The 20,467-nt window shown below is 64.8% G+C and carries 23 protein-coding genes; 14 read left to right on the top strand and 9 right to left on the bottom strand.

Annotated elements, in window-relative coordinates; genetic code table 11:
• Window positions 1–21: 21 nt before the first annotated feature.
• Window positions 22–1,023, bottom strand: a complete 1,002-nt coding sequence (locus ALVIN_RS02290) for a response regulator (protein ID WP_012969696.1) — start codon at window positions 1,021–1,023, stop codon at window positions 22–24.
• Between the two features lie 112 nt (window positions 1,024–1,135).
• Between ALVIN_RS02290 and pgl the strand changes: the two genes are divergently transcribed.
• The gene (pgl, locus tag ALVIN_RS02285; RefSeq protein ID WP_012969695.1) at window positions 1,136–1,822 is read left to right on the top strand and encodes a 6-phosphogluconolactonase; all 687 of its coding nucleotides are present in this window, start codon (window positions 1,136–1,138) and stop codon (window positions 1,820–1,822) included.
• 33 nt (window positions 1,823–1,855) lie between these two features.
• Here pgl and ALVIN_RS02280 read toward each other — a convergent pair whose 3' ends face one another.
• Window positions 1,856–2,530 carry a uracil-DNA glycosylase family protein gene (locus ALVIN_RS02280; protein ID WP_050750270.1) on the bottom strand — a complete coding sequence of 225 codons (675 nt, stop codon included), beginning with the start codon at window positions 2,528–2,530 and terminating at the stop codon, window positions 1,856–1,858.
• A 201-nt stretch (window positions 2,531–2,731) separates the two neighbouring features.
• Between ALVIN_RS02280 and ALVIN_RS02275 the strand changes: the two genes are divergently transcribed.
• A complete protein-coding gene (locus ALVIN_RS02275) occupies window positions 2,732–4,807 on the top strand; it encodes an ABC transporter substrate-binding protein (protein ID WP_012969693.1) in 2,076 nt (691 codons plus the stop codon).
• Window positions 4,808–4,818: 11 nt separating this feature from the next.
• Here the strand turns inward: ALVIN_RS02275 and ALVIN_RS02270 are convergent, their stop codons facing one another.
• Window positions 4,819–6,492: a glutamine--tRNA ligase/YqeY domain fusion protein gene (locus tag ALVIN_RS02270; protein ID WP_012969692.1), complete on the bottom strand. Its 1,674-nt coding sequence runs from the start codon at window positions 6,490–6,492 to the stop codon at window positions 4,819–4,821.
• Between the two features lie 149 nt (window positions 6,493–6,641).
• On the opposite strand from ALVIN_RS02270, the gene ALVIN_RS02265 reads away from it, so the two are divergent.
• From ALVIN_RS02265 to ALVIN_RS02220, 10 genes are all read left to right on the top strand, one after another.
• Window positions 6,642–6,953, top strand: a complete 312-nt coding sequence (locus ALVIN_RS02265; protein ID WP_012969691.1) for a DUF1840 domain-containing protein — start codon at window positions 6,642–6,644, stop codon at window positions 6,951–6,953.
• A 115-nt stretch (window positions 6,954–7,068) separates the two neighbouring features.
• Complete coding sequence (locus ALVIN_RS02260) at window positions 7,069–8,394, top strand: TerD family protein (protein WP_012969690.1); 1,326 nt, start codon at window positions 7,069–7,071, stop codon at window positions 8,392–8,394.
• Between the two features lie 46 nt (window positions 8,395–8,440).
• The gene (locus ALVIN_RS02255) at window positions 8,441–9,139 is read left to right on the top strand and encodes a hypothetical protein (RefSeq protein WP_012969689.1); all 699 of its coding nucleotides are present in this window, start codon (window positions 8,441–8,443) and stop codon (window positions 9,137–9,139) included.
• A gap of 13 nt (window positions 9,140–9,152) precedes the next feature.
• Window positions 9,153–9,776, top strand: a complete 624-nt coding sequence (locus tag ALVIN_RS02250) for a hypothetical protein (protein ID WP_012969688.1) — start codon at window positions 9,153–9,155, stop codon at window positions 9,774–9,776.
• A complete protein-coding gene (locus tag ALVIN_RS02245; RefSeq protein ID WP_012969687.1) occupies window positions 9,773–10,174 on the top strand; it encodes a hypothetical protein in 402 nt (133 codons plus the stop codon). The genes ALVIN_RS02250 and ALVIN_RS02245 overlap by 4 nt, the downstream gene beginning before the upstream one ends.
• Window positions 10,175–10,963, top strand: a complete 789-nt coding sequence (locus ALVIN_RS02240; RefSeq protein ID WP_012969686.1) for a MotA/TolQ/ExbB proton channel family protein — start codon at window positions 10,175–10,177, stop codon at window positions 10,961–10,963.
• The gene (locus ALVIN_RS02235; RefSeq protein WP_012969685.1) at window positions 10,963–11,439 is read left to right on the top strand and encodes a hypothetical protein; all 477 of its coding nucleotides are present in this window, start codon (window positions 10,963–10,965) and stop codon (window positions 11,437–11,439) included. Before ALVIN_RS02240 ends, ALVIN_RS02235 begins: the two co-directional genes overlap by 1 nt.
• The gene (locus ALVIN_RS02230; RefSeq protein ID WP_012969684.1) at window positions 11,429–12,067 is read left to right on the top strand and encodes a hypothetical protein; all 639 of its coding nucleotides are present in this window, start codon (window positions 11,429–11,431) and stop codon (window positions 12,065–12,067) included. Before ALVIN_RS02235 ends, ALVIN_RS02230 begins: the two co-directional genes overlap by 11 nt.
• The gene (locus ALVIN_RS02225; RefSeq protein WP_223295250.1) at window positions 12,030–13,064 is read left to right on the top strand and encodes a tetratricopeptide repeat protein; all 1,035 of its coding nucleotides are present in this window, start codon (window positions 12,030–12,032) and stop codon (window positions 13,062–13,064) included. The genes ALVIN_RS02230 and ALVIN_RS02225 overlap by 38 nt, the downstream gene beginning before the upstream one ends.
• Window positions 13,061–13,609, top strand: a complete 549-nt coding sequence (locus ALVIN_RS02220) for a hypothetical protein (protein ID WP_012969682.1) — start codon at window positions 13,061–13,063, stop codon at window positions 13,607–13,609. Before ALVIN_RS02225 ends, ALVIN_RS02220 begins: the two co-directional genes overlap by 4 nt.
• A gap of 69 nt (window positions 13,610–13,678) precedes the next feature.
• On the opposite strand, the gene ALVIN_RS16870 is transcribed toward ALVIN_RS02220, so the two are convergent.
• The 3 genes from ALVIN_RS16870 to gltX all read right to left on the bottom strand — a co-directional run bounded on the left by ALVIN_RS16870 (window position 13,679) and on the right by gltX (window position 16,303).
• Entirely contained in the window at window positions 13,679–14,119 is a 441-nt protein-coding gene (locus ALVIN_RS16870) for a DUF6367 family protein (RefSeq protein ID WP_148217437.1), read from the bottom strand.
• A gap of 54 nt (window positions 14,120–14,173) precedes the next feature.
• The gene (locus tag ALVIN_RS02215; protein WP_012969680.1) at window positions 14,174–14,770 is read right to left on the bottom strand and encodes a Uma2 family endonuclease; all 597 of its coding nucleotides are present in this window, start codon (window positions 14,768–14,770) and stop codon (window positions 14,174–14,176) included.
• A 117-nt stretch (window positions 14,771–14,887) separates the two neighbouring features.
• Entirely contained in the window at window positions 14,888–16,303 is a 1,416-nt protein-coding gene (gltX, locus tag ALVIN_RS02210) for a glutamate--tRNA ligase (RefSeq protein WP_012969679.1), read from the bottom strand.
• 148 nt (window positions 16,304–16,451) lie between these two features.
• On the opposite strand from gltX, the gene ALVIN_RS02205 reads away from it, so the two are divergent.
• Entirely contained in the window at window positions 16,452–16,832 is a 381-nt protein-coding gene (locus tag ALVIN_RS02205; protein WP_012969678.1) for an Mth938-like domain-containing protein, read from the top strand.
• Between the two features lie 18 nt (window positions 16,833–16,850).
• Complete coding sequence (locus ALVIN_RS02200; protein ID WP_012969677.1) at window positions 16,851–17,525, top strand: hypothetical protein; 675 nt, start codon at window positions 16,851–16,853, stop codon at window positions 17,523–17,525.
• An 81-nt stretch (window positions 17,526–17,606) separates the two neighbouring features.
• Here ALVIN_RS02200 and groL read toward each other — a convergent pair whose 3' ends face one another.
• From groL to ALVIN_RS02185, 3 genes are all read right to left on the bottom strand, one after another.
• Entirely contained in the window at window positions 17,607–19,247 is a 1,641-nt protein-coding gene (gene groL, locus ALVIN_RS02195) for a chaperonin GroEL (RefSeq protein WP_012969676.1), read from the bottom strand.
• 75 nt (window positions 19,248–19,322) lie between these two features.
• Window positions 19,323–19,613: a co-chaperone GroES gene (groES, locus tag ALVIN_RS02190; protein ID WP_012969675.1), complete on the bottom strand. Its 291-nt coding sequence runs from the start codon at window positions 19,611–19,613 to the stop codon at window positions 19,323–19,325.
• Between the two features lie 261 nt (window positions 19,614–19,874).
• On the bottom strand, window positions 19,875–20,258 hold the full coding sequence (locus ALVIN_RS02185) for a c-type cytochrome domain-containing protein (RefSeq protein WP_012969674.1): 384 nt from the start codon (window positions 20,256–20,258) through the stop codon (window positions 19,875–19,877).
• Between the last annotated feature and the right edge of the window lie 209 nt (window positions 20,259–20,467).

The raw sequence follows: 20,467 nt of genomic DNA, 5'->3' as shown, positions 1-20,467 counted from the left end.
CGGTGTTCCGCAGCGCTCGTCTCACATCGGTGCAAGCAGAGAGTAGACCGCGCCCGCCGCCCCCAGTCCGAGCACGATCGCCAGCACGATGAGCGCATAGATCGGCCCCAGCGACGGGAGCCGCTGCTCCAGCGACTGAATGGACTGTTGCGCGGTCGCCAGCGCCGCTTCCACGGCCTCCTTGGATTCGCGCCGCGCCATGGCTACGGCTTTGCGCGCGATCTCGTCGGCGTCGGAGCGTTCCTGGGCTTCGCTCGCCGTTGTCTGTGCCAGCGACTCGCCGACACGTTTGTCGACCCATTCCTGGAGCTGGACGCGCTCGGTCTGGAGGGCGCGCTTGATGAGATCGGGCAGGGTCTCGGTGGCCAGCCGTGTCGAGATGGCCTGGAGATCGGCCATGGTCGGCACGGCCTGTCTGGCCGACTGCTCGGCGGCCTGGCGCTCCTCGATCAGACGCCTGGTTTCGCTGAGTACCACCTCGCTCAGGTCGCGTCTGAGTTCGTCCACCATCGGCGAGAGCAAGCGGGGCAGACGCTCTTCCAGACGCGATTCGAACAGCCTGATGATGGCGTCTTCCGACAGACCGGGCGGAGGGGCGGCGGGTTTTTCGGCGACCGGCGCGGGTGCGGGAGTCGGTGCCGGTGTACGGACGGCGGTGCTGAGTTCGGCCTGCAAGCGGGCCATCATCTCGGGCAGCAGCTCGGGCGCGGCCGACTTGGGCAGGATGCCGAAGACACCCTTCTTTTGTGCCGTGGCGACGAACTCGGGTTCCTCGTGCGAGGTGCACATGATGACCGGAATGGCGGCCGTGCGCGGATCGTCGCGAATGACCTCCAGCGCCTCGAAGCCGTTGAGTCCCGGCATCATGTGGTCCATGAGGATGGCATCGGGCAGCTCGCCCTTGAGCGTCTCGAAGGCCGCCTCGGCCGACTCGGCCATCTCGACTTCGGCGCCCTGTTTCTGGAGTTGCAGCCTGAGCGCGTAACGCGCGGATTTGGAGTCGTCGACCAGGAGTATCTTCATTAGCCCATCGTTCCCATGATCAGATGAACGGGTTGACGCGAACCCAGTTGACCGAGGACGGTTCCTCGCTGAGCCATAACCACGCCGATCGCGCAATTAGGATAACCAAACCATGCCCGATACCAGCCCCGACTTCCAGTCTTTCGCGTCGGCCGAGCAGGTCGCGGAAACGACGACCCGGCGTCTGCTCGCCGCCGCCGAACGCGCCATCGCCGAACGCGGACGCTTTCAGATCGTACTCGCCGGCGGACGTACACCGCTGGCGGTCTATCGGCGCCTCGTCGACCGGCCGGCGGACTGGGCGCGCTGGCATGTCTTCTTCGGCGACGAGCGCTGTCTGCCGGCGGACGATCCGGAGCGCAACAGTCTGGCCGCGCGTGCGGTCTGGCTCGACCGGGTGCCGATTCCGCCGGACAACATCCACCCGATCCGCGCCGAGCTGGGGGCCGGGCCGGCCGCCGCGCGCTATGCGGGCCTGATCCGCGACCGGCTCCCCTTCGATCTGGTGCTGCTGGGGCTCGGTGAAGATGGGCATACGGCCAGCCTCTTTCCAGACCACGCCATCCGGGACGCGGCCCTGGTGATGCCTGTCCATGATGCGCCCAAGCCGCCACCGGATCGCGTATCCCTGACGCCTTTAGCCTTGGGGTCGAGTCGGGCCATTTTGATCCTGGTCACGGGTCGAGGCAAGCACGAGGCGCTGGCGCGCTGGCGCGCCGGGGCGGATCTGCCGGTGTCCAGGATCGTCACGTCCGGTCGTCTGGAGGTGCTGATGGATGCCGAGGCGGCGGGCGACTGAAGGCACGCGGCCGAAGTCGCATCCAACACGCGTTCAGGCGCGCGCGGCTTGGTCCGGTTCGGCGTCCAGCACGGCGCGCCAGGCCGGATGCACGGCGATCAGATCGAGCGCCTGGGCCAGGAGCGTGCGCCCCGGCTCCATCTTGAACCAGGTCGAGGCGCCGGACGGATGCGGCAGCGGGATGACATCGGCCTCCCAGCCCTCGGGTGAACGATAGCTCCACTGGCGGCCGATGACGTCGTTCAGGCGCGGCACAGGCATGAGCTGCGCGATGGCGAGCTTGCCGACCGGCAGCAGCAGACGCGGACGCAGCAGTTCCAGCTCGCCACGCCACCAGCGCTCGCAGCGCGCGACCTCGTCGCGATCCGGCACCCGGTCGCCGCCCTTGGGATTCTTGCCCGGAAAGCAGCGACAGACCGCACTCATCAGGATGCGGGCGCGAAAGGCGGTCTCGTCGAGTCCGAGCGGGGCGAACCAGTTGAACAGCGTCTTGCCGGCTGTCCAGCAGAAGGGCTTGAGCTGCTCGATCTCGCGCGTGCCGGGCGCCTGACCGATCAGCATCACGGGCGAGAGTACCGACTCGCTGTGCACGGCCGGTCCGTACATCTTGGGGCAGCGGCAGCAGGTCTCCAATTCGGCGTGCAGGGTAAGGAGCGCCGCTTGGCGCGTGTCGAGTTCATTTTTCGTGTTCGGCAGTCCAGTGGTCATCGTATGATTGAGCGTCTTTGGTGAGATTCGTGCAGGCCAGTCCAGTGTCATAGAGTACAGCTCATTTAAGCCTTTGTTGCATCCGGCCCTTCGAGGCCGTCGAACTGGATCTGGATGCCCTGCTCGGCACAAGCCGAGTGTTGCGGGAGAGCCGGCGAAACAGATTCCGGCGTCCCTATCCGCCACCGAAGGACAGCACGCATGTCGATCCGCTGCAAAATTTCGAATTGTGCTCGCTCGACGTGGTACAGCCTCCTATTCGCCTGCGCGCTGGCCCAGGCCGGCGAACCGGCCCAAGCGCTTGAAACCGTCAGCCTTCAGTTCAAATGGAGCCACGCCTTTCAGTTCGCCGGCTATTACGCCGCCCTGGAACAGGGCTATTACCGCGAGGCCGGCCTGGACGTGCGCCTGCTGGAAGCCGTTCCTGGCCTCGATCCGCTGGAATCCGTACTCTCCGGCCAGGCTCAGTATGGCGTCGGCACCAGTAGCCTTTTGCTGGCCCGTGCCGCCGGGCAGCCGGTCGTGGTGCTGGCGGTGGTGTTCCAGCATTCGCCGCTGGTGCTGGTGGCGCGTCAGGATCTCACCAGGCCGGGCACCCAGGGCATCCATGACCTCGTCGGCAAGCGGGTGATGATCGAGCCCCAGTCCGACGAACTGGTCGCCTATCTGAAGCAGGAAGGCATCCGTCTCGACCGTCTCGTCCAGGTACCCCACAGCTTCGAGCCGAAGGATTTGATCGCCGGGCAGATCGACGCGATGTCGGCCTACGTCACCAACGAGTTGTACTATCTGGAAGACGCCGGCATGGCCTACCAGACCTACACACCCCGCAGCGTCGGCATCGATTTCTACGGCGACAATCTGTTCACCACCGAGCAGGAATTGAAGAAACATCCGCAGCGGGTGCGCGCCTTCCGCGAGGCTAGTCTGCGCGGCTGGCAGTATGCGATGGAGCATCCCGTGGAGATCGCCGATCTCATCCTCGCCAAGTATTCCAAACAGCATCCGCGCGCGTTCTATCTGTTCGAGGCCGAGCGCATGGTGCCGCTGCTACGCACCGATCTGATCGAAGTCGGCTACATGAACCGGGGGCGCTGGCGCCATATCGCCGCGACCTATGCCGATCTGGGTCTGCTGCCGCGCGACTATGCGCTCGACGGTTTTCTGTACGAGCCGGACAGCCGGCCCGACCTGACCAAGCTGTATATTGCCCTGGCCCTGCTGACGCTGGTGAGCGTCATCGCTGTCTATGTCGCGCGCATCAACCGCCGCCTTGGTCTGGCGCTCGACGAGAAGTCACGCAGCGAGGAACGCCATCGCATCATCTTCCAGACCACGGCTTCGGCGGGGGTCGTCTGGCGCGAGGGTTTCGTCGTCACCGACTGGAACCGTCAGGCCGAGGCCGTATTCGGCTGGAAGCGCGAGGAGGTGCTCGGCCGAAGCTTCATCGACTTCATGGTACCGATATCCGACCGGGAACGCCTGACACCACATCTCGGACGCCTGATCCGTGAAAACGTCCTGCCCCACGGCATCAACGACAACCTGACCCGCGATGGTCGCGTGATCACCTGCGAGTGGTTCAATGCCTGGCTGCCCGAGCGGCCGGGGGAGCCGCGCGAGGTGGTGTCACTGGCCAACGACATCAGCGAGCGTCAGCGGCTGGAGAATGAGATCCGCCAGTTGGCCTTCTTCGATGCCCTCACCCGGCTGCCCAACCGGCGTCTGCTGCTCGACCGTCTAGGGCGCGTGCTGGCCGCGCTGCGGCGCGATGGCGGTCATGGCGCGCTGATGTTCCTCGATCTCGACAACTTCAAGCCGCTCAACGACAGCTATGGTCATGCGGTCGGGGATCTGTTGCTGGTCGAGGTGGCGCGGCGGCTGTGTGAGTGCGTGCGCGAGATGGACACAGTCGCGCGGTTCGGCGGTGATGAGTTCGTCGTGCTGCTGGGAAATCTGGATGATGATCAGGGACTGGCACGCAATCACGCGGAACGCCTCGCGCGCAAGATTCTCGACCGGGTTGGTGAACCCTACAGGCTGGCGCGTGCGCAGGTCGAGACGGCGATCGAACACCGCTGCACGGCCAGCCTCGGCGTGGCAGTGTTCAACGAGGCGGCGGACGAGGAAGACATTCTTCGGCGCGCCGATACGGCGATGTATGCGGCCAAGGGTGAAGGGCGCAACCGGATCGCGGTCGACGCGGGTTTACCCGGCGAGGCGCCGGATCGAGAGGCGGCGAGCCATGTGGATCGCCGCGCATCTCATGCCGGGTGAACTCGTCGCGCTCAGGACTGACTCTTGCCCCAGGTGTCGCGCAAGCCGACGGTGAGGTTGAACACCGGGCGCTCTGACGTCGAGTCGGGATCGGCGACGAAATAGCCCTCGCGCTCGAACTGGAAGCGCTCGCCCGGCAGCACGCCGCGCAGATTCGGCTCCAGCATCGCGCCGGTCAGCACCCGCCGCGACTCGGGGTTGAGATCGGCGCGATAGTCGCTCCCGCCCGCGCCCGGCATGGGCACGTTGAACAGCCGGTCATAGAGCCGGACTTCGGCGGCCACCGCTTGCTCGGCCGACACCCAGTGGATCACGCCCTTGACCTTGCGCCCTTCGGGATTCTTGCCCAGGGTGTCGAGATCGGCCCAGCACCGCAGCTCGACGATCTCGCCGTCCGCGTTCTTGACCACCTCATCACAGCGGATCACATAGGCGCCGCGCAACCGCACCTCGCCGCCCGGTACCAGCCGCTTGAAGCCCTTGGGCGGGGTCTCCTCGAAGTCGGCACGGTCGATGTAGAGCTCGCGCGCGAAGGGCAGCGTGCGCGTGCCCAGCTCGGGATCCTTGGGATGATTGGCCAGCTCGATGCTCTCAGTCCGATCCTCGGGATAGTTGGTGAGCACGACCTTGAGCGGATTGAGAACCGCCAGCCGACGCGGAGCATTGGCGTCCAGATCCTCGCGGATGGCGTTCTCCAGCATCGCCATCTCGACCCGATTGTCGGACTTGGTGATGCCGATACGCTCGCAGAAGACGCGGATTGCCGCCGGCGTATAGCCGCGCCGACGCAGCCCGGCGAGCGTGGGCATACGCGGATCGTCCCAGCCGTCGACATGCGCCTCGCCGACCAGATCGGTCAGGCGGCGCTTGCTCATCACGGTGTATTCGAGATTGAGCCGACTGAACTCGATCTGACGCGGGCGGCTCGGCGCCGAGACGTTGGCGATCACCCAGTCGTAGAGCGGGCGATGGTCCTCGAACTCCAGGGTGCACAGCGAATGTGTGACCCCTTCGAGCGCGTCCGAGAGCGGGTGCGTGTAGTCGTAAGTCGGATAGAGACACCAGGCGGTGCCGGTCTGATGATGCACCACGCCATGCTTGATCCGATAGAGCACCGGATCGCGCAGATTGATGTTGGGCGAGGCCATGTCGATCTTCGCGCGCAGGGTGCGCGAGCCGTCGGGGAACTCACCGGCCCGCATCCGCGCGAACAGATCCAGGTTCTCGGCCACCGGACGCTCGCGCCAGGGGCTGTCGCGGCCCGGCTCGGTGAGCGTGCCGCGATACTCGCGCATCTCTTCGGCCGACAGATCGCAGACATAGGCCAGCCCCTTCTCGATCAGCTCGACGGCGAAGCCATAGAGCCGCTCGAAGTAATCGGAGGCGAAATAGAGCCGGTCGTCCCAGTCGAAGCCGAGCCAGCGCACGTCGTTCTGGATCGCCTCGACAAACTCGAGGTTCTCCTTGTGCGGATTGGTGTCGTCGAAGCGCAGATTGCAGATCCCGCCCAGCGACTCGGCCAGACCGAAGTTGAGCACGATCGATTTGGCGTGCCCGATGTGCAGATAGCCGTTCGGCTCGGGCGGAAAACGGGTGACGATCCGGTCATGCTTGCCGGAGGCGAGATCCGCCTCGGCGATCTGACGGATGAAATGGGTACGTGGCGACTCGGCGGCGTCGGTCATGGTGTCTCGGCGGGCTGGATGATAATGAGTGAAAACGATCGGCGCATTTTAAACCGCACGGCGAGGCGCGTCTTGATGGATCATGCCGGTTCGTCGGACACTCGGCCCCCAACCCCGTCCACTCGACCATGCCAGCGAGGACATCGCCCATGCTGATCCGCTTCGAGACCCCGGCCTACGCCACCATCACCATGTTCGGCGACGTGGCCGTCACCCTCATCAAGCTGATGGGACACAGCGGCAACGTGCCGGGCGCGCTGCTGGCCGAGGACGTACCGGCAGCGCTCGAACGCCTCAAGCGCGCCGTCGCCGAGCACCCGCACGCCACCCTCGACACGGCCATGCCGAACCCGCGCAAGGGCGATGAGTCGCCGCACGTCAGCCTCGCCCACCGCGCCCTGCCCCTGATCGAGCTGCTGACGGCTGCCGCGCGCGAGGGCGAAAACGTCATGTGGGAGTAGGCGCCGTGTTGCGTATCCGAAGCGCTTGCGGCAGCATGACGGTTCCGATTTGCGAGCGTCGATCGACACACTATCGAGGAAGGTGCATGGACTCTCTGCCGCGCGAGGCGCCGAGATGAAGACACTGCCGAAGGGCGCGAATGCACCGCTGTCGAGTGCGGGCACGGTGCGCATCGAACTGTGCTGGCCGCCAAGCCGGGATACGCTGGATGTCGTGTGCTTCGCCGTCGGTGCCGACGGGCGGATTCCAAGCGACGACTGGTTCGTGTTCTACAACCAGCTCCAGGCGCCCGGCGGGGTCGTGGTGCTGTCGACGCCCGCCGCCGGTCGCGCCGAGATTCAGGTGCAACCGGAGCGTCTGCCGGCCGGTGTCGATCGTCTCGTCATCGCCGCTGCCCTCTCGCACGGCGCGTTTCGCGATCTCATCGGCGCCCGGCTCACGGCCACGCCGGCTGCGGGTGAGCCGCTCGCCTTCGAACTGACCGAGGCCGGGGACGAACAGGCGCTCATCTTCGCCGAACTCTATCGCCACGGCGCGGGCTGGAAGCTGCGCGCCGTCGGCCAGGGCTTTCGCGGCGGGCTCCAGCCGCTGGCCGAGCATTTCGGCGTGGCCGTCGCCGATGAGGATACGACATCTGAGACACCCATCCCGCCGCCGATCGAGCCATCACCCAGTGCGCCCACCCCGCCGCGCCCGATCCCGCTCGAATCGACGCCCCCACCCGAGCCGCGCCGACGCCGCTCGCGCCGGCTGACCCGGTTGCTGACCCTGTCGGTCCTGCTCGCCGCCGCGACCGGCGCGGTGTGGTTCTTCAAGCCCGCCTGGCTGGCGCTCCCCGGCGAACTCTGGACGGATCTGCGCGACCGCCTCGCCTATGGCGCACCGCCGACGACCACGCTCGAAGCCCCGCAGCCGGCGACACCGGCCGGCGTCGGAACGGAGACGCCGCCCTCCAGGTCGCGCCCGACCTCGATGCGCTATCAGGCGCCGACCTGCCCCTGGGACGACACGCAGGTGTTCGAACGCTATCACGCCCTCGGCGAGAACTATGTGCGCATCCTGCAACGCGTCGAGCACAGCAACAAGCTCCTGGGCAAATGGCGTCAGGAACTGCGCCGCTCGACCGACGCCTGCCCGACGACCTTCGTCGACGGCAACCGTCAGGAGATCGAGCAACTGAGCCAGTTGCCGGTATCGGCCTGGATGGAGGAAGCGACCAAGCTCAACGGTTGCGCCGGACTCATGATCAAACGCCTCGACAAGGAACTGAACCAGGAATCCAGGCCCATTCTCATCCAGCGTCTGGTGCGCGAGGCCGATCGCGCGCGCAATCTCGAATCGGATCTGACCGACATCGCGCGCGATCTGGCCTATCTGCGCAACAAGACCGCGCGTCTGCTCGACGGCTTCCAGGAGAACATCGAAGCCTGCGGCCACTGAGCCTCGCCGACACCGCGAGATCGACGACCAACCACGAGGACTCCAGATGCCCGATCGTTTCATTCCAACGCGCCTTCGACTCCGGCCCGGGCTGCTGCTGTGCGCCCTGCTCCTGAGCGCACCGGGCTGGGCGCAGGAGGGCCAGTACAGCGCCCGCAACCCCAACCGCAGCAATCCGACCGTCATCCTCGAAGCCGAGATGTCCAACATCCGCGCCTCCAGCGCCCAGCTCGGCGCGCGCATCCAGACGGCGATGGAAAAGCTCGAAGAGGTCGCGCGCCTGACCTCGGAGCAGGAGAAGGAGGCCCAGGTCGACAGCCTGTTCTTCACCCTGCGCGACGAGGTCTATGGGGTGCTCAACAAGCTCGATCTCAACAGCGACTTCGCCGACGCGCTCAACCGCGCCAAGGAGGGCACCATCGTGCTCAAGAGCTGGTACGAGCGCCAGCCGCCCGACTATCCCAACCGCGAGCAGAGCATCGCCCAGCTCGAACGCGCCATCCAGGAATACGACATCGTCGACGAGCGCCTGAACCAGAGCCGCACCCTGGCCCAGGAGAAACTCTCGACCATCATGCGCCAGCACCGAGTGATCCTCCAGGAGATGAAGATCGGCAAGGTGCTGGAGGCCATCGCCGCCGCGCGTTCGGTGGTCGAGGGTCTGAACGACATCACCCAGGCCATGACGGTCGTCGAACAGAAGACCCAGCAGAGTCTGCAAGCCTCGGTCCCCATCGCCAATTGAGAGGAACTGCCACATGATGAAGAAGACATCCGCCCTGCTGCTCGCCGGACTCCTGACGCTCGCCGGCAGCGCCGGTCTGGCCCAAACGGCCGATCAGCCCGACATGGGCCGGCTGTTCAACAAGGTCAATTCCGTAGCCGCGCAGCTCCAGGAGAATCTGAGCGGGCTGGAGGCCAACATCCAGGCCAGCCGCGATTCCATCGAGAAGGGCGGCGAGGTGCTCGACGCCATGCTCGAATCCGTCAAGCGCGTCAACGCGAGTATGGACGAAGACAGCGAGATCTGGACCGAACTCGATGCCCTGCTCGAACTCTGGGAACAGCGCCGTCAGGAGACGCTGACCAAGTCGGAATCCAATCCGGCCTTCCTGCCGATCGCGCAGGCCTGGCAGAGCCGGCTCGACACCGGGCGCGAGCTGCGCAACCAGATCAGCACCGAGCGCGCCAACTCGCTCGCACTGATGCGCGCCATCGAATCCGATCGCGACATCGTGCTGGCTTACTATGAGCTGGGTCAGGCCGACAAAGCGATCGAGAGCCTCCAGAAGGTCAGCGCCAACCTGACGAGCCTCAACGAGAACATGCAGGCCATCGTCAAGACGGCCAGCGACGCCCAGCAGGTGCCGATCGCGCCATGATCGGGTCTGTCTGGCCGGCGGCTTTGAGTCTGGCATTGTGGCTGTCGGCCGTGGCCGCTCCGGCGACGGCCGACACCACACCGGGTTCGGAACCGACGACGCACTCCGACCCGGAGCGGGCGGCGTTCCAGGCCCGGCTCGACGACATTCGGCGTCTGCTCGGCCGGCTCGATGATCTGGAGTCACAGCTCATCGCCCAGGCCGAGCAGGCGCTCGACCGCGCCGACGCGGCCCGCAGTCATGACGAACGTGCGCGTCAGGAGCGCCTCTACGGCGAGATCGGCGCCCGGATCGCGGAACTGCGGGCCACGCGGCGCGACATCGCCCACCAGCTCCAGGCGCTGGAACAGGCTCTGGATGGTGCCGTCACATCTCAGCCGACTCGGCCGGATCGATAGATGCCTCCACCCACTCAGTCATCGCTCGATCTCGATCAGGCCGTCGGGCTGTTCTCCGAGCGCCAGATCGCCCGGCCGCTGATCGTCGCCGTGCTCATCACGCTGGCGCTCTATCCGACCCTGATGCATTTTCTGGAGCCGGACACCCTGCCCGACTGGATCGGGCGCTATCTGGGCAACGGCTACTGCCGTTTCATGCTGGCGCTGTTCGTGGCGAGCGCGCTCTATGCCGTCCTGCAATATCTGGGGCTTCAGAGCGAGCGTCGCGCCTTGATCGGGCGAGACACTCCAGACCAGGACGGTCGCCAGTCCGTCCGCTCACGTCTCCAGGACTGGATCGACTTTCTCTCCGGGCGCGAGCACGCCGACGCCGAGCGGGTGCCGGCCGCGCTGCGCCGCTGGCACGACCGGACCCGCGCGCACGAGGACTCGGTCCATCTGAGCGACTATGTGCTCCTGGTGCGCGGCCAGCAGCATCAGCACAACTTCGCCCCCATCGGTTTCGCCATCTGGGTGCTGCCCATGCTCGGATTCATCGGCACCGTGCTCGGCATCACCCAGGCCATCGGCGGACTGGCCGACAGCGTCGCGGTCACGGCCGTCGACGGGGGCGGACTCGGCGGGGTGCTCGGCGGACTCCAGTTCGCCTTCGACACCACCTTTGTCGGGCTGGTGCTGGTGATTCCGCTGATGCTGGCCCTGCTGGTGTTGCGTGCACGGGCGCAGACGCTCGACATGCTCTATTACCGGCGACTGCTCGACCGGCTCGTTCCGGACGCGGCCGACTGATGCGCCGGCGTCCATCGATGCCGCTGATGCCGGAGCTGAATCTGCTGCCGTTTCTCGATCTGGTGCTGGCCTTCGTCGGCATCCTGATCGTCGTCTTCGCCCTGCAAGCCCCCAACCGGCCCGAGACCGGGCGTCCGCTGGCGATCGACGATCTGATCGTCTGTCAGGCCGATGGCGCGGTGACGCTCCATGCCGGACCCGAGGCCGAGCCGATCGTCTATCGCGAGACCGAACTCGATGCGCTGCTGGCACGACTCGCGGCTCAGGGTGACGGCGTTCGCAATCTGGTCTTTGCGCTCACCCAGGACTGTTTCGGCACCCGCCGCGCCTTCGAGGACGCCTTCAGCCGCTTCACCAGCCGGCTCGATCCGCGCGCCGAAACGCGCCGGGCGTTCCGGCTGAGCTTCCGGCCGCTGTCGACGGCGCCCGAGGCCCTGCCCCGTCTGCTGACCGAGTGGCGCGGACATGGAGACTGACGGCCCGACCCCGAGCGCCTTTCTCGACATCGCCACCAATCTGCTGGCGATCCTGCTGATCGTGACGCTCTTCGCGTTGACCGCGCCGCGTCAGCGCGATGAAGGGGCCAGCCAGCTCCCGGCCCGTCCGAGCGCCGGGCCGCGCTTCGTCGAGCCGCAGCGCGAACGCTTTCCGCCCTTCTCGCGCTTCTATTTCGTGCTCGCCGATCGGGTGGCGGTCTGGGACCAGGAAGCCGTGGTCGCCGCACTCGCCGCCGCGCCCGACACGCGCTCGGGCGCCACCTGGCAGGGACGTTTCGTCTGGCGGCCCGAGCCACTGGTGACGCGCGACATCGATACCTTTCAGCTGGAGTTCCGGCTCGATCGCGAGGCGATCCTGAGCCGGTCGCCGCCCTGGAGCGCCGAGCAGACCGAGCGACTGGTCGATGAGCTGGCCCAGGACGCGGCACGCGACCGGATCGCGCCCGTCTTCATTGTCCATCCCGACGGCCTGGAGACTTTCGTGCCGCTCTACGAACGCTTACAGGCCACGGGTCAGCGGTTTCGCTGGTTCACCCAGCGGCCGGACGAACCCGTGCTGATCGGCCGTCATGTCGCCCAGTTCACGCACTATGGCCTCTATTGGTAGTCCGCCACAGGCGCCGCGCCCAATCCCACGGCTCGCGCCGCGTCTGGCCGCGCCGGCGCTGTTGGCGGTGCTGGTCGGTGTGCTCTGGGGACTGATGCAGGTTCCGGGTCGATCCGCCGAGACGGGCGGACTGGGTGATTCGGCCGAGGCGCACCAGGCCGTCGAGGCATGGGAAACGCTGTGGTCGGAGCTGGGCGAGCGCGGCGTCGCGGCCCTGAGTCCGTCGGCGAGCGATTCCTCGCGCCGTTCGGCCGGTGATACGGTCTTCATGCGCTATCGCAATCTCTGGGGTCGGATCGACGACGAGGCGCGTCTGGCCTTCCAGCTCGCCGCGCTCAGTGGCGATCCCGTGCGCAAGCTGGCGTTGATCGAACCCTTGACGCAGGCCGAAGAGCCGTTGATCCGCTTCCGCGCCCATCTGGAACGCGCGCGTCTCCAGCGGCGTTTACAGGATTTCGAGTCGGCGCGGATCGCGGCGCGCGCGGCGCTGGCGGTGCCGGAGCTGCCCGAACGGCTGCGCTCCGACGCCTGGTTCATCCTGGCCGACAGTGCTTGGGAGCAGGATCGGCTCGACGAGGCCGAGACGGCGCTGAATGCCGCCATTGCGGGTGATCCTGGATTCTGGGAGGCGCGTCGACTGCGGCTCGAAGTGCTGGCGCGCCGGCTCGCGGGGCCGCGTCAGCGCGGGGCCGTCTGTCTCGATCGCACCCGGCGCATGATCGAGGATCTGGGCGCTCTGCCCGCCCTGGCCGAGGATCAGACGCAGTTCCGCGATCTGGCCGACCGCTTCGCGCGTCAGGGCACGCCGTCTCATGTCGCGCTCGCCCTGATCGCGGGGCTGGGCTATCGCTGGTCGGGTGACACGGAGCGCGCGCGGGCGACGCTGGCGAGCGCCGAGCGGTTGCGTGGACGGTTGCCGGACGGGTGCGAGCGGCTGATTCTGGAGCGGGTCTCGGGGTTGCTGGGGCCGGCTTTGGCCCCGGAGAAACGGCCATGAGCACGGCGCTGCTGCTGTTTGGCTGGATGTCGCTGACTGGACTGGTCGGCTGGAGAGCCGTCTGGCTCGGACGCTGGACGAGCCGGCTGGCGTTGGTGCTGATTCTGTTGACGCTGCTCGTTTCGGAGTTCTGGCGGCAGGTCGTGAATGCGCTTCTGAGCCAGGAAGCGCCGCTGTTGGCCGGACCCGAGGCGGCCTATGTCAGTGTCTGGATTCTGGTGTTGCTGCCGATCCTGCGCCGTCGGCTCGATGCTCGCGCTCTGGGAGCGACCCTGCTCAGTGGACTGACGGCGGCGGCGGCGTTCGGCTTGGCACTCGACAGTGCGCCGCTGATCGCCGCTGGATTCGCATCGGCCGGGTTACAGCTGGAAGCTTTCGGGCGATTGGCGCTGATGCTCGTCGTCCATGCTTGTCTTGCCGGTGCTGGACTGGCTATGCGTCAACTCATGGATGCAGAACGCACGAACCCGACTCACGAGCAATTTCATTGGGAGTATGCCGCCGTATACGCCGGCTTAATTAGCATGCATCACGCCATTGCCTAACGCCAGCCATAACCGGACCCAAAAAGCGGAGCGCAGCGTAGCTTTTTGGGGTCCGAGTTTATGGCATTGTTATGCCAATTTGGCGATAAACAGAACTGGTGTGACACCAATATCAAGTGCCTCGTTTAGTTGGAGGAGTAAATTTGGTGCCTTTGCAGCTTCTTCCAGCTTGAAATCATTTTTCAATCCCAATGCTTGCCGCGCAATATCTTGAACTGTAGATATCGAGCCAATTTTTGAATTAAATGTTTTCTTGTCATGCTTTGTTCCATCATCATTCCATGATGCCTGCATATTCTTATTGTTTATATGCTTCGACTTTGCAATATGCACATGTCTTCTTTGTTTTATTGATGGATTTTCCGCATCTACTCGCTGCATATAATCTTTTTTCCCTGAATCGACCCATTTGCCTTCGTTGAGAAGAGCGATTTCCGGTACAAATTCTTCCGGCACTTCAATGACAAAGTAATCAATACCATTTTCGGCCAGAAACTCTTTGAATGACATCAACGGTCTTTCTCCTTTAAGGCATAACTGTTGCGTCCCGTGTGACTCCCTGTCTCAATGTGGATCGACAGGAGCTGGAGGGGTCGCCAACACGACATCTTCATAGAAATCGTCCAACGTCAGACACGGATGCAGCGGCGGGCAATCGAACACGATTTCGCCGCCATGCTCATAGACCTGATGCCGCCACTCGCCCGCCTCGTCCCGACTGTAGACCTCGACCCGGCGGCAATCCTGAGCGATCAGGATGTAATAGCGCAGAGACGCCAGGGCACGATAGACGATGAGCTTTTCGCGCCGATCTGTCAATTCGGTGGTCGGCGAGAGCACCTCGGCGATCAGACAGGGCGCGGTTTTATAGAATGGCTCGGCATCCTCTGACGCGCAGGTCAAGAGAACGTCTGGATAATAGAAGACATCATGCGCGGCGACCCGGACTTTCATATCGCCGATGAAGACGCCACAGGGCGTACCGCGCGTGGCGGCACGCAAATGAAAAAACAGATTGCCGGCAATACGATTGTGCGTCTCGCTGGCGCCGGCCATGGCAAAGACCTGACCGGCGATATATTCGTGACGGATGTCGCTCTGCTGTTCGCCGACGAGATAGTCGTCGACATCGATCGCTGGAACGGTCGCGGCGGCTGGCATGATGACGCTCCTGTTCAACTCGCAATACACCCAAAGCATGCCAGTCCACAGACGCTTTGCACAAGCCTTGCAGACCGCCGCCGCACGCGCCGCGAATCCGTCACGGCGCAGCGCTCATCAAGCCTCGCCGCCGCGCGCGGCGATATAGCCCAGCGCCTTGTCGATGCGACGCAGTGTCGCCTCCTTGCCGACCAGCATCAGCGTCTCCTCGATACCGGGAGACGCCGCGCGCCCGACGATGGCCACGCGCAACGGCTGGGCGACCTTGCCCAGATTGAGCTGCAACTCTTCTGCCACGCCCTCGACCACATGCTTCAACTGCTCGGGTGTCCAGTCCTCGAACGCCATCAGCTCGAAAGCGGCGCGCAGCTTCTCCAGCGGCTCGCGCGCGACCAGACGCAGATGCTTCTTGGCCGAACCTTCGTCGAATTCCTCGAAATCGCGATAGCAGAAGGCGCTGATCTCGGCCAGCTCGACCAGCGTCTTGGCGCGCGCGGCCTGCGCCTTGACCACATCGACCAGATCCGGCCCGGTCGAGGGATCGATGTCGAGCCGCCCCATGTGCGGACTGAGCAGACGCGCCACCCGCGCCGGCTCGGCCTGTTGCAGATATTGCTGATTGAGCCAGTCGAGCTTGCTGGTGTTGAAGCTGGAGGCGGCCTTGTTGACATCCGAGATATCGAACAGCTCGATCATCTGCTCGATCGAGAAGATCTCCTGATCGCCGTGCGACCAGCCCAGACGCACCAGATAGTTCAGCAGCGCCTCGGGCAGATAGCCCATGTCGCGATACGAGATGACGCTCACCGCACCGTGACGCTTCGACAGCCGCGCCCCGTCGTCGCCGAGGATCATGGGCACGTGCGCATACCGTGGCGGCTCGAAACCGAGCGCGCGCAGGATGTTGATCTGACGCGGAGTGTTGTTGATATGGTCGTCACCCCGGATGACATGGGTGATCTCCATGTCGGCGTCGTCGACCACCACGCTCAGGTTGTAGGTCGGGGTGCCGTCGCTGCGACGGATGATGAGATCGTCGAGTTCCTCGTTGGCAAACGGCATCCGGCCACGGATGAGGTCATCGACGATCACCACGCCGTCGGCGGGATTCTTGAAGCGGATGACGTGCGGCTGACTCGGATCGACCTGCTTGTGACGGCAGCAGCCGTCATAGCGCGGCTTCTGCTTGCGCGCCATCTGATCGACGCGCAGCTTCTCCAGCCGCTCCTTGGGACAGTCACAGCGATAGGCCAGCCCCTTGTCGAGCAGCTCGTCGATGATCTGGTTGTAGCGGTCGAAACGCTGGGTCTGATAGAACGGTCCCTCGTCATAGTCCAGCCCGAGCCAGGTCATGCCCTCCAGGATGGCGTTGACCGACTCGGCCGTCGAGCGCTCCAGATCCGTGTCCTCGATGCGCAGGACGAACTGACCGCCGTGTTTGCGGGCATAGAGATAGCAGAAGAGCGCGGTACGGGCGCCGCCGACGTGCAGATAGCCGGTCGGAGAAGGAGCAAAGCGAGTACGGACGGTCATGATGTTCCAATATGGCTCAGGTGGATGAGAGGCCCGAATTCTACACGCCGACGCCGGACGCATGGCAACCGTGCCGCCCTTCCCCGCCCCATCACCGAACGCGAGGCGCTACACTCGACGGCTGGTTTGGTTATTCGGGGATGAACGAATGAAATTTTCGGAAGCAGACGCCGGGAGCGGCTATCTGATCGAGGGCTATGGTTCGGGCTGGATCGGCCTCTCCGGACGCCGCTACACCCGCAGCCTGATCCTGACGCCCACGCAGATCATCGACCACTGGGGACCGGCGACGGCAGCGGATCTGACTCGCGAGCATCTGACGGCCATCGCCGATCTCAAGCCAAGGGTGGTCCTGATCGGCACCGGCGCACAGCCGGCCCTGCTCGATCCGGCGCTCTATCTCAGCCTGATCGAACGCGGTATCGGTGTCGAGGTCATGACCACGGGCGCCGCCTGCCGCACCTACAACATCCTGATGGCCGAGGGACGCGAGGTCGTCGCCGGACTCATCCTCGACACAAACGCTTGAGCGAGGCGCGCGACATCCATGGACCGCTCCATCGTGCTCTCCATTCTCGGCGCCGCCGTGCTGGGTTTCGTCGGGATGCTGCTCCTGATGCCCGACCCGATCGAAGACGAAATCGCGCGACTGCCGTGGTTGATCGAACAGGATGCCGACGGGCGCACCCAGGTCTTCGGCTTCACGCTGGGCGCCACGACGCTTGCTGAGGTCCGGCAGGTGTTTCGTGAGGACGGCGAAGTCAACCTGTTCCGCACACTCGGCCCATCCGGGACGCTCGCGGCCGAGGTCTATTTCGAGCAGATCCATCTGGAACGGCTGCGGGCCGATTTCGTGCTGACCCTGGACGTGGACCAGACGACCCTGGCGGCCATGTACGAGCGCGGCCTGCGCATCAGCCAGACCGGCAGCGGCAGCCAGAAGGTCAAGCTCGACCCGAGCGATACCGAACGTCTGGCCGAGCGGCCCATCCGCGCCATCGTCTATCTGCCCAAGGCGCGGCTCGACGCGGCACTGATCGAGCAGCGTTTCGGCACACCGAGCCGGCGGCTCACCGAGTCCGAGACCGGCATCGTCCACTGGCTCTATCCCAAGCGCGGACTCGACATCGGGCGCGATCCCAATGGGCGCGTGGTCATGCAGTATGTGAATCCGGCCGATTTCGGCGCCATCCTCGAACCGCTCACGACGAGCCTGGACTGAAAGCGCCCACGAAAAAGCCCCGCCGAAGCGGGGCTTTTTCTGGCGTCGAGCCGGGACGCGAACGTCCCGGAGCGCGCGGGCTTACATCATGCCCATGCCGCCCATGTCGCCCATGCCGCCGCCCGGCATCGCCGGAGCGTCGTCCTTCGGCTCGTCGGCGATCATGGCTTCGGTGGTGATCATCAGACCGGCGACCGAGCAGGCGTTCTGCAGAGCCGAACGGGTGACCTTGGTCGGGTCCAGGATGCCCATCTCGACCATGTCGCCGTACTCGCCGTTGGCGGCGTTGTAACCGAAGTTACCCGTGCCCTCAGCAACCTTGTGCAGGATGACCGACGGCTCTTCACCGGCGTTGGCGACGATCTGACGCAGCGGCTCTTCCATCGCGCGACGGGCGATGGCGATACCGACGTCCTGATCGTGGTTGGCGCCCTTGAGATCCTTGACGGCTGCGATGGCGCGAACCAGCGCGACACCACCACCGGGGACGATACCTTCCTCGACGGCGGCACGGGTGGCGTGCAGAGCGTCTTCGACGCGCGCCTTCTTCTCCTTCATCTCGATCTCGGTGGCGGCGCCGACCTTGATCACGGCCACACCACCGGCCAGCTTGGCCAGACGCTCCTGGAGCTTCTCACGATCGTAGTCGGAGCTGGTCTCTTCGACCTGAGCGCGGATCTGCTCGCAACGGGCCTTGATGTCGATCTCGGAACCGGCGCCGTCGATGATGGTGGTCTCGTCCTTGCCGACCTGGACGCGCTTGGCGGTACCCAGATCGTTCAGGGTCGCCTTCTCCAGCGACAGGCCGACTTCTTCCGAAATCACGGTCGCGCCGGTCAGGATCGCGATGTCCTGAAGCATGGCCTTGCGACGATCACCGAAGCCCGGCGCCTTGACGGCGCAGACCTTGACGATGCCGCGGATGGTGTTGACGACCAGGGTCGCCAGGGCTTCGCCCTCGACGTCTTCGGCGATGATCAGCAGCGGCTTGCCGGCCTTGGCGACACCTTCCAGCACGGGGAGAAGATCACGGATGTTGGAGATCTTCTTGTCGTGCAGCAGGATGTAGGGCGCGTCGAGCTCGGCGCTCTGGCTCTGCTGGTTGTTGATGAAGTAGGGCGACAGGTAGCCGCGATCGAACTGCATGCCCTCGACCACGTCCAGCTCGTTCTGCAGCGAGGTGCCGTCTTCGACGGTGATGACGCCTTCCTTGCCGACCTTCTCCATCGCCTCGGCGATGATGGTGCCGATCGAGTCGTCGGAGTTGGCCGAGATGGTGCCGACCTGAGCGATCGCCTTGGTCTCGGTGCAGGGCTTGGAGAGCTTCTTGAGCTCTTCGGTGGCGGCCTCGACGGCCTTGTCCATGCCGCGCTTCAGATCCATCGGGTTCATGCCGGCGGCGACCGCCTTCAGACCCTCACGGACCATGGCCTGAGCCAGCACGGTCGCGGTGGTGGTGCCGTCACCGGCGATGTCGGAGGTCTTGGAAGCGACTTCCTTGACCATCTGCGCGCCCATGTTCTCGAACTTGTCTTTGAGCTCGATCTCCTTGGCCACGGAGACGCCGTCCTTGGTGACGGTCGGGGCGCCGAAGGACTTCTCCAGCACCACGTTGCGGCCCTTCGGACCCAGCGTGACCTTGACGGCGTTGGCGAGGATGTTGACACCCTCCATCATGCGGACACGGGCATCACCGCCGAACTTCACGTCTTTTGCGCTCATGCTTCTAAATTCCTCGAATGAATCGTTTTCTGTCTTGATTGGGAAAAGCTTGGAGACTCAGGGGCGGAAGGCCGATCAGCCCTCGACGACCGCCATGATGTCTTCTTCGCGCATCACCAGGAATTCCTTGCCGTCGAGCTTGACCTCGGTGCCGGAATACTTGCCGAACAGCACGCGGTCGCCGACCTTGACGTCGAGTGCGCGCACGCTGCCGTTGTCGAGGATCTTGCCGTGGCCGACGGCGATGATCTCGCCCTGGATCGGCTTCTCGGTGGCGGAATCCGGGATCACGATGCCGCCGGCGCTCAGGCGCTCCTCTTCCATGCGACGGACGACGACGCGGTCATGCAGGGGACGGATGTTCATGGATGGCTCCTCGATACAGGTTGAGAAGTGGGTGGGTCGAGTCGCGGCGAGACCGACACCGGGCCGGCCTGTTAGCACTCACTTGTAACGAGTGCTAATGGTAGAGCGAAATCGTCGGCTGTCAAGTTCCAAACAGCATTCCGGGGGATGATGCGTCGAGCGCGGAGGGCGGGGACGTCGTACTGGGGACGGGGGCGGGGCCGTAGGGCACGCCAGGCGCGCCCCACCTTTGAATCACATCCGTGTGGGGCTAGAAGTGCCTCAGTTGTTCTTGGCGCCCTGGGCGATCCAGTTTTCGACCACGGCGATCTCGGCGGCGGGCAGCGGATCCTTGCCGTGCGGCATGCGGATGGAGGCGTCGACCTCGCCGGCCACCAGGCGATAGAGGCTGCTCGACAGGGCATCCCCAGGAACCACCACGGGTCCGAACTTGGTGCCCTTCATCAGGGTGTCATAGGATTCGACCAGGAAGCCACTGGCGGTATGACCTTGACCATTGGGCAGATGGCACTCGACACAATGCTTCTTGAGAATGGGCTGCACGTCCTGCGCAAAGCTCACCTCAGGGGATCGATTGCAACCAGTCAGGGCGACCAGGATCAGAGGCAGTCCAACGGCAGCGAAACGGGACAGGTTTTTGTTCATCTCATCAATCTCGTTATTAGGGTTGGAGACAACTCGCCTTGCAAGCTGATCCTTGCTCGACTCAATCGACAGCACGGCCGCATTCCGATGCCCGCAAGACCTGCGCGAAAAACGGCTGACTGACGACTCAAACATAGACCCGATCGGGTCTGTGAAACCATGATCTAGGCCAAGATTTCGTGCGACTCCGTCCCGGATCGATACGTTTT

Origin of the sequence: Allochromatium vinosum DSM 180 (genome assembly GCF_000025485.1) — a bacterium.
Lineage (GTDB): Bacteria > Pseudomonadota > Gammaproteobacteria > Chromatiales > Chromatiaceae > Thermochromatium > Thermochromatium vinosum.
Note: the sequence above shows the minus strand (reverse complement) of the source record. Positions and strands in the feature narration are given on the sequence as shown.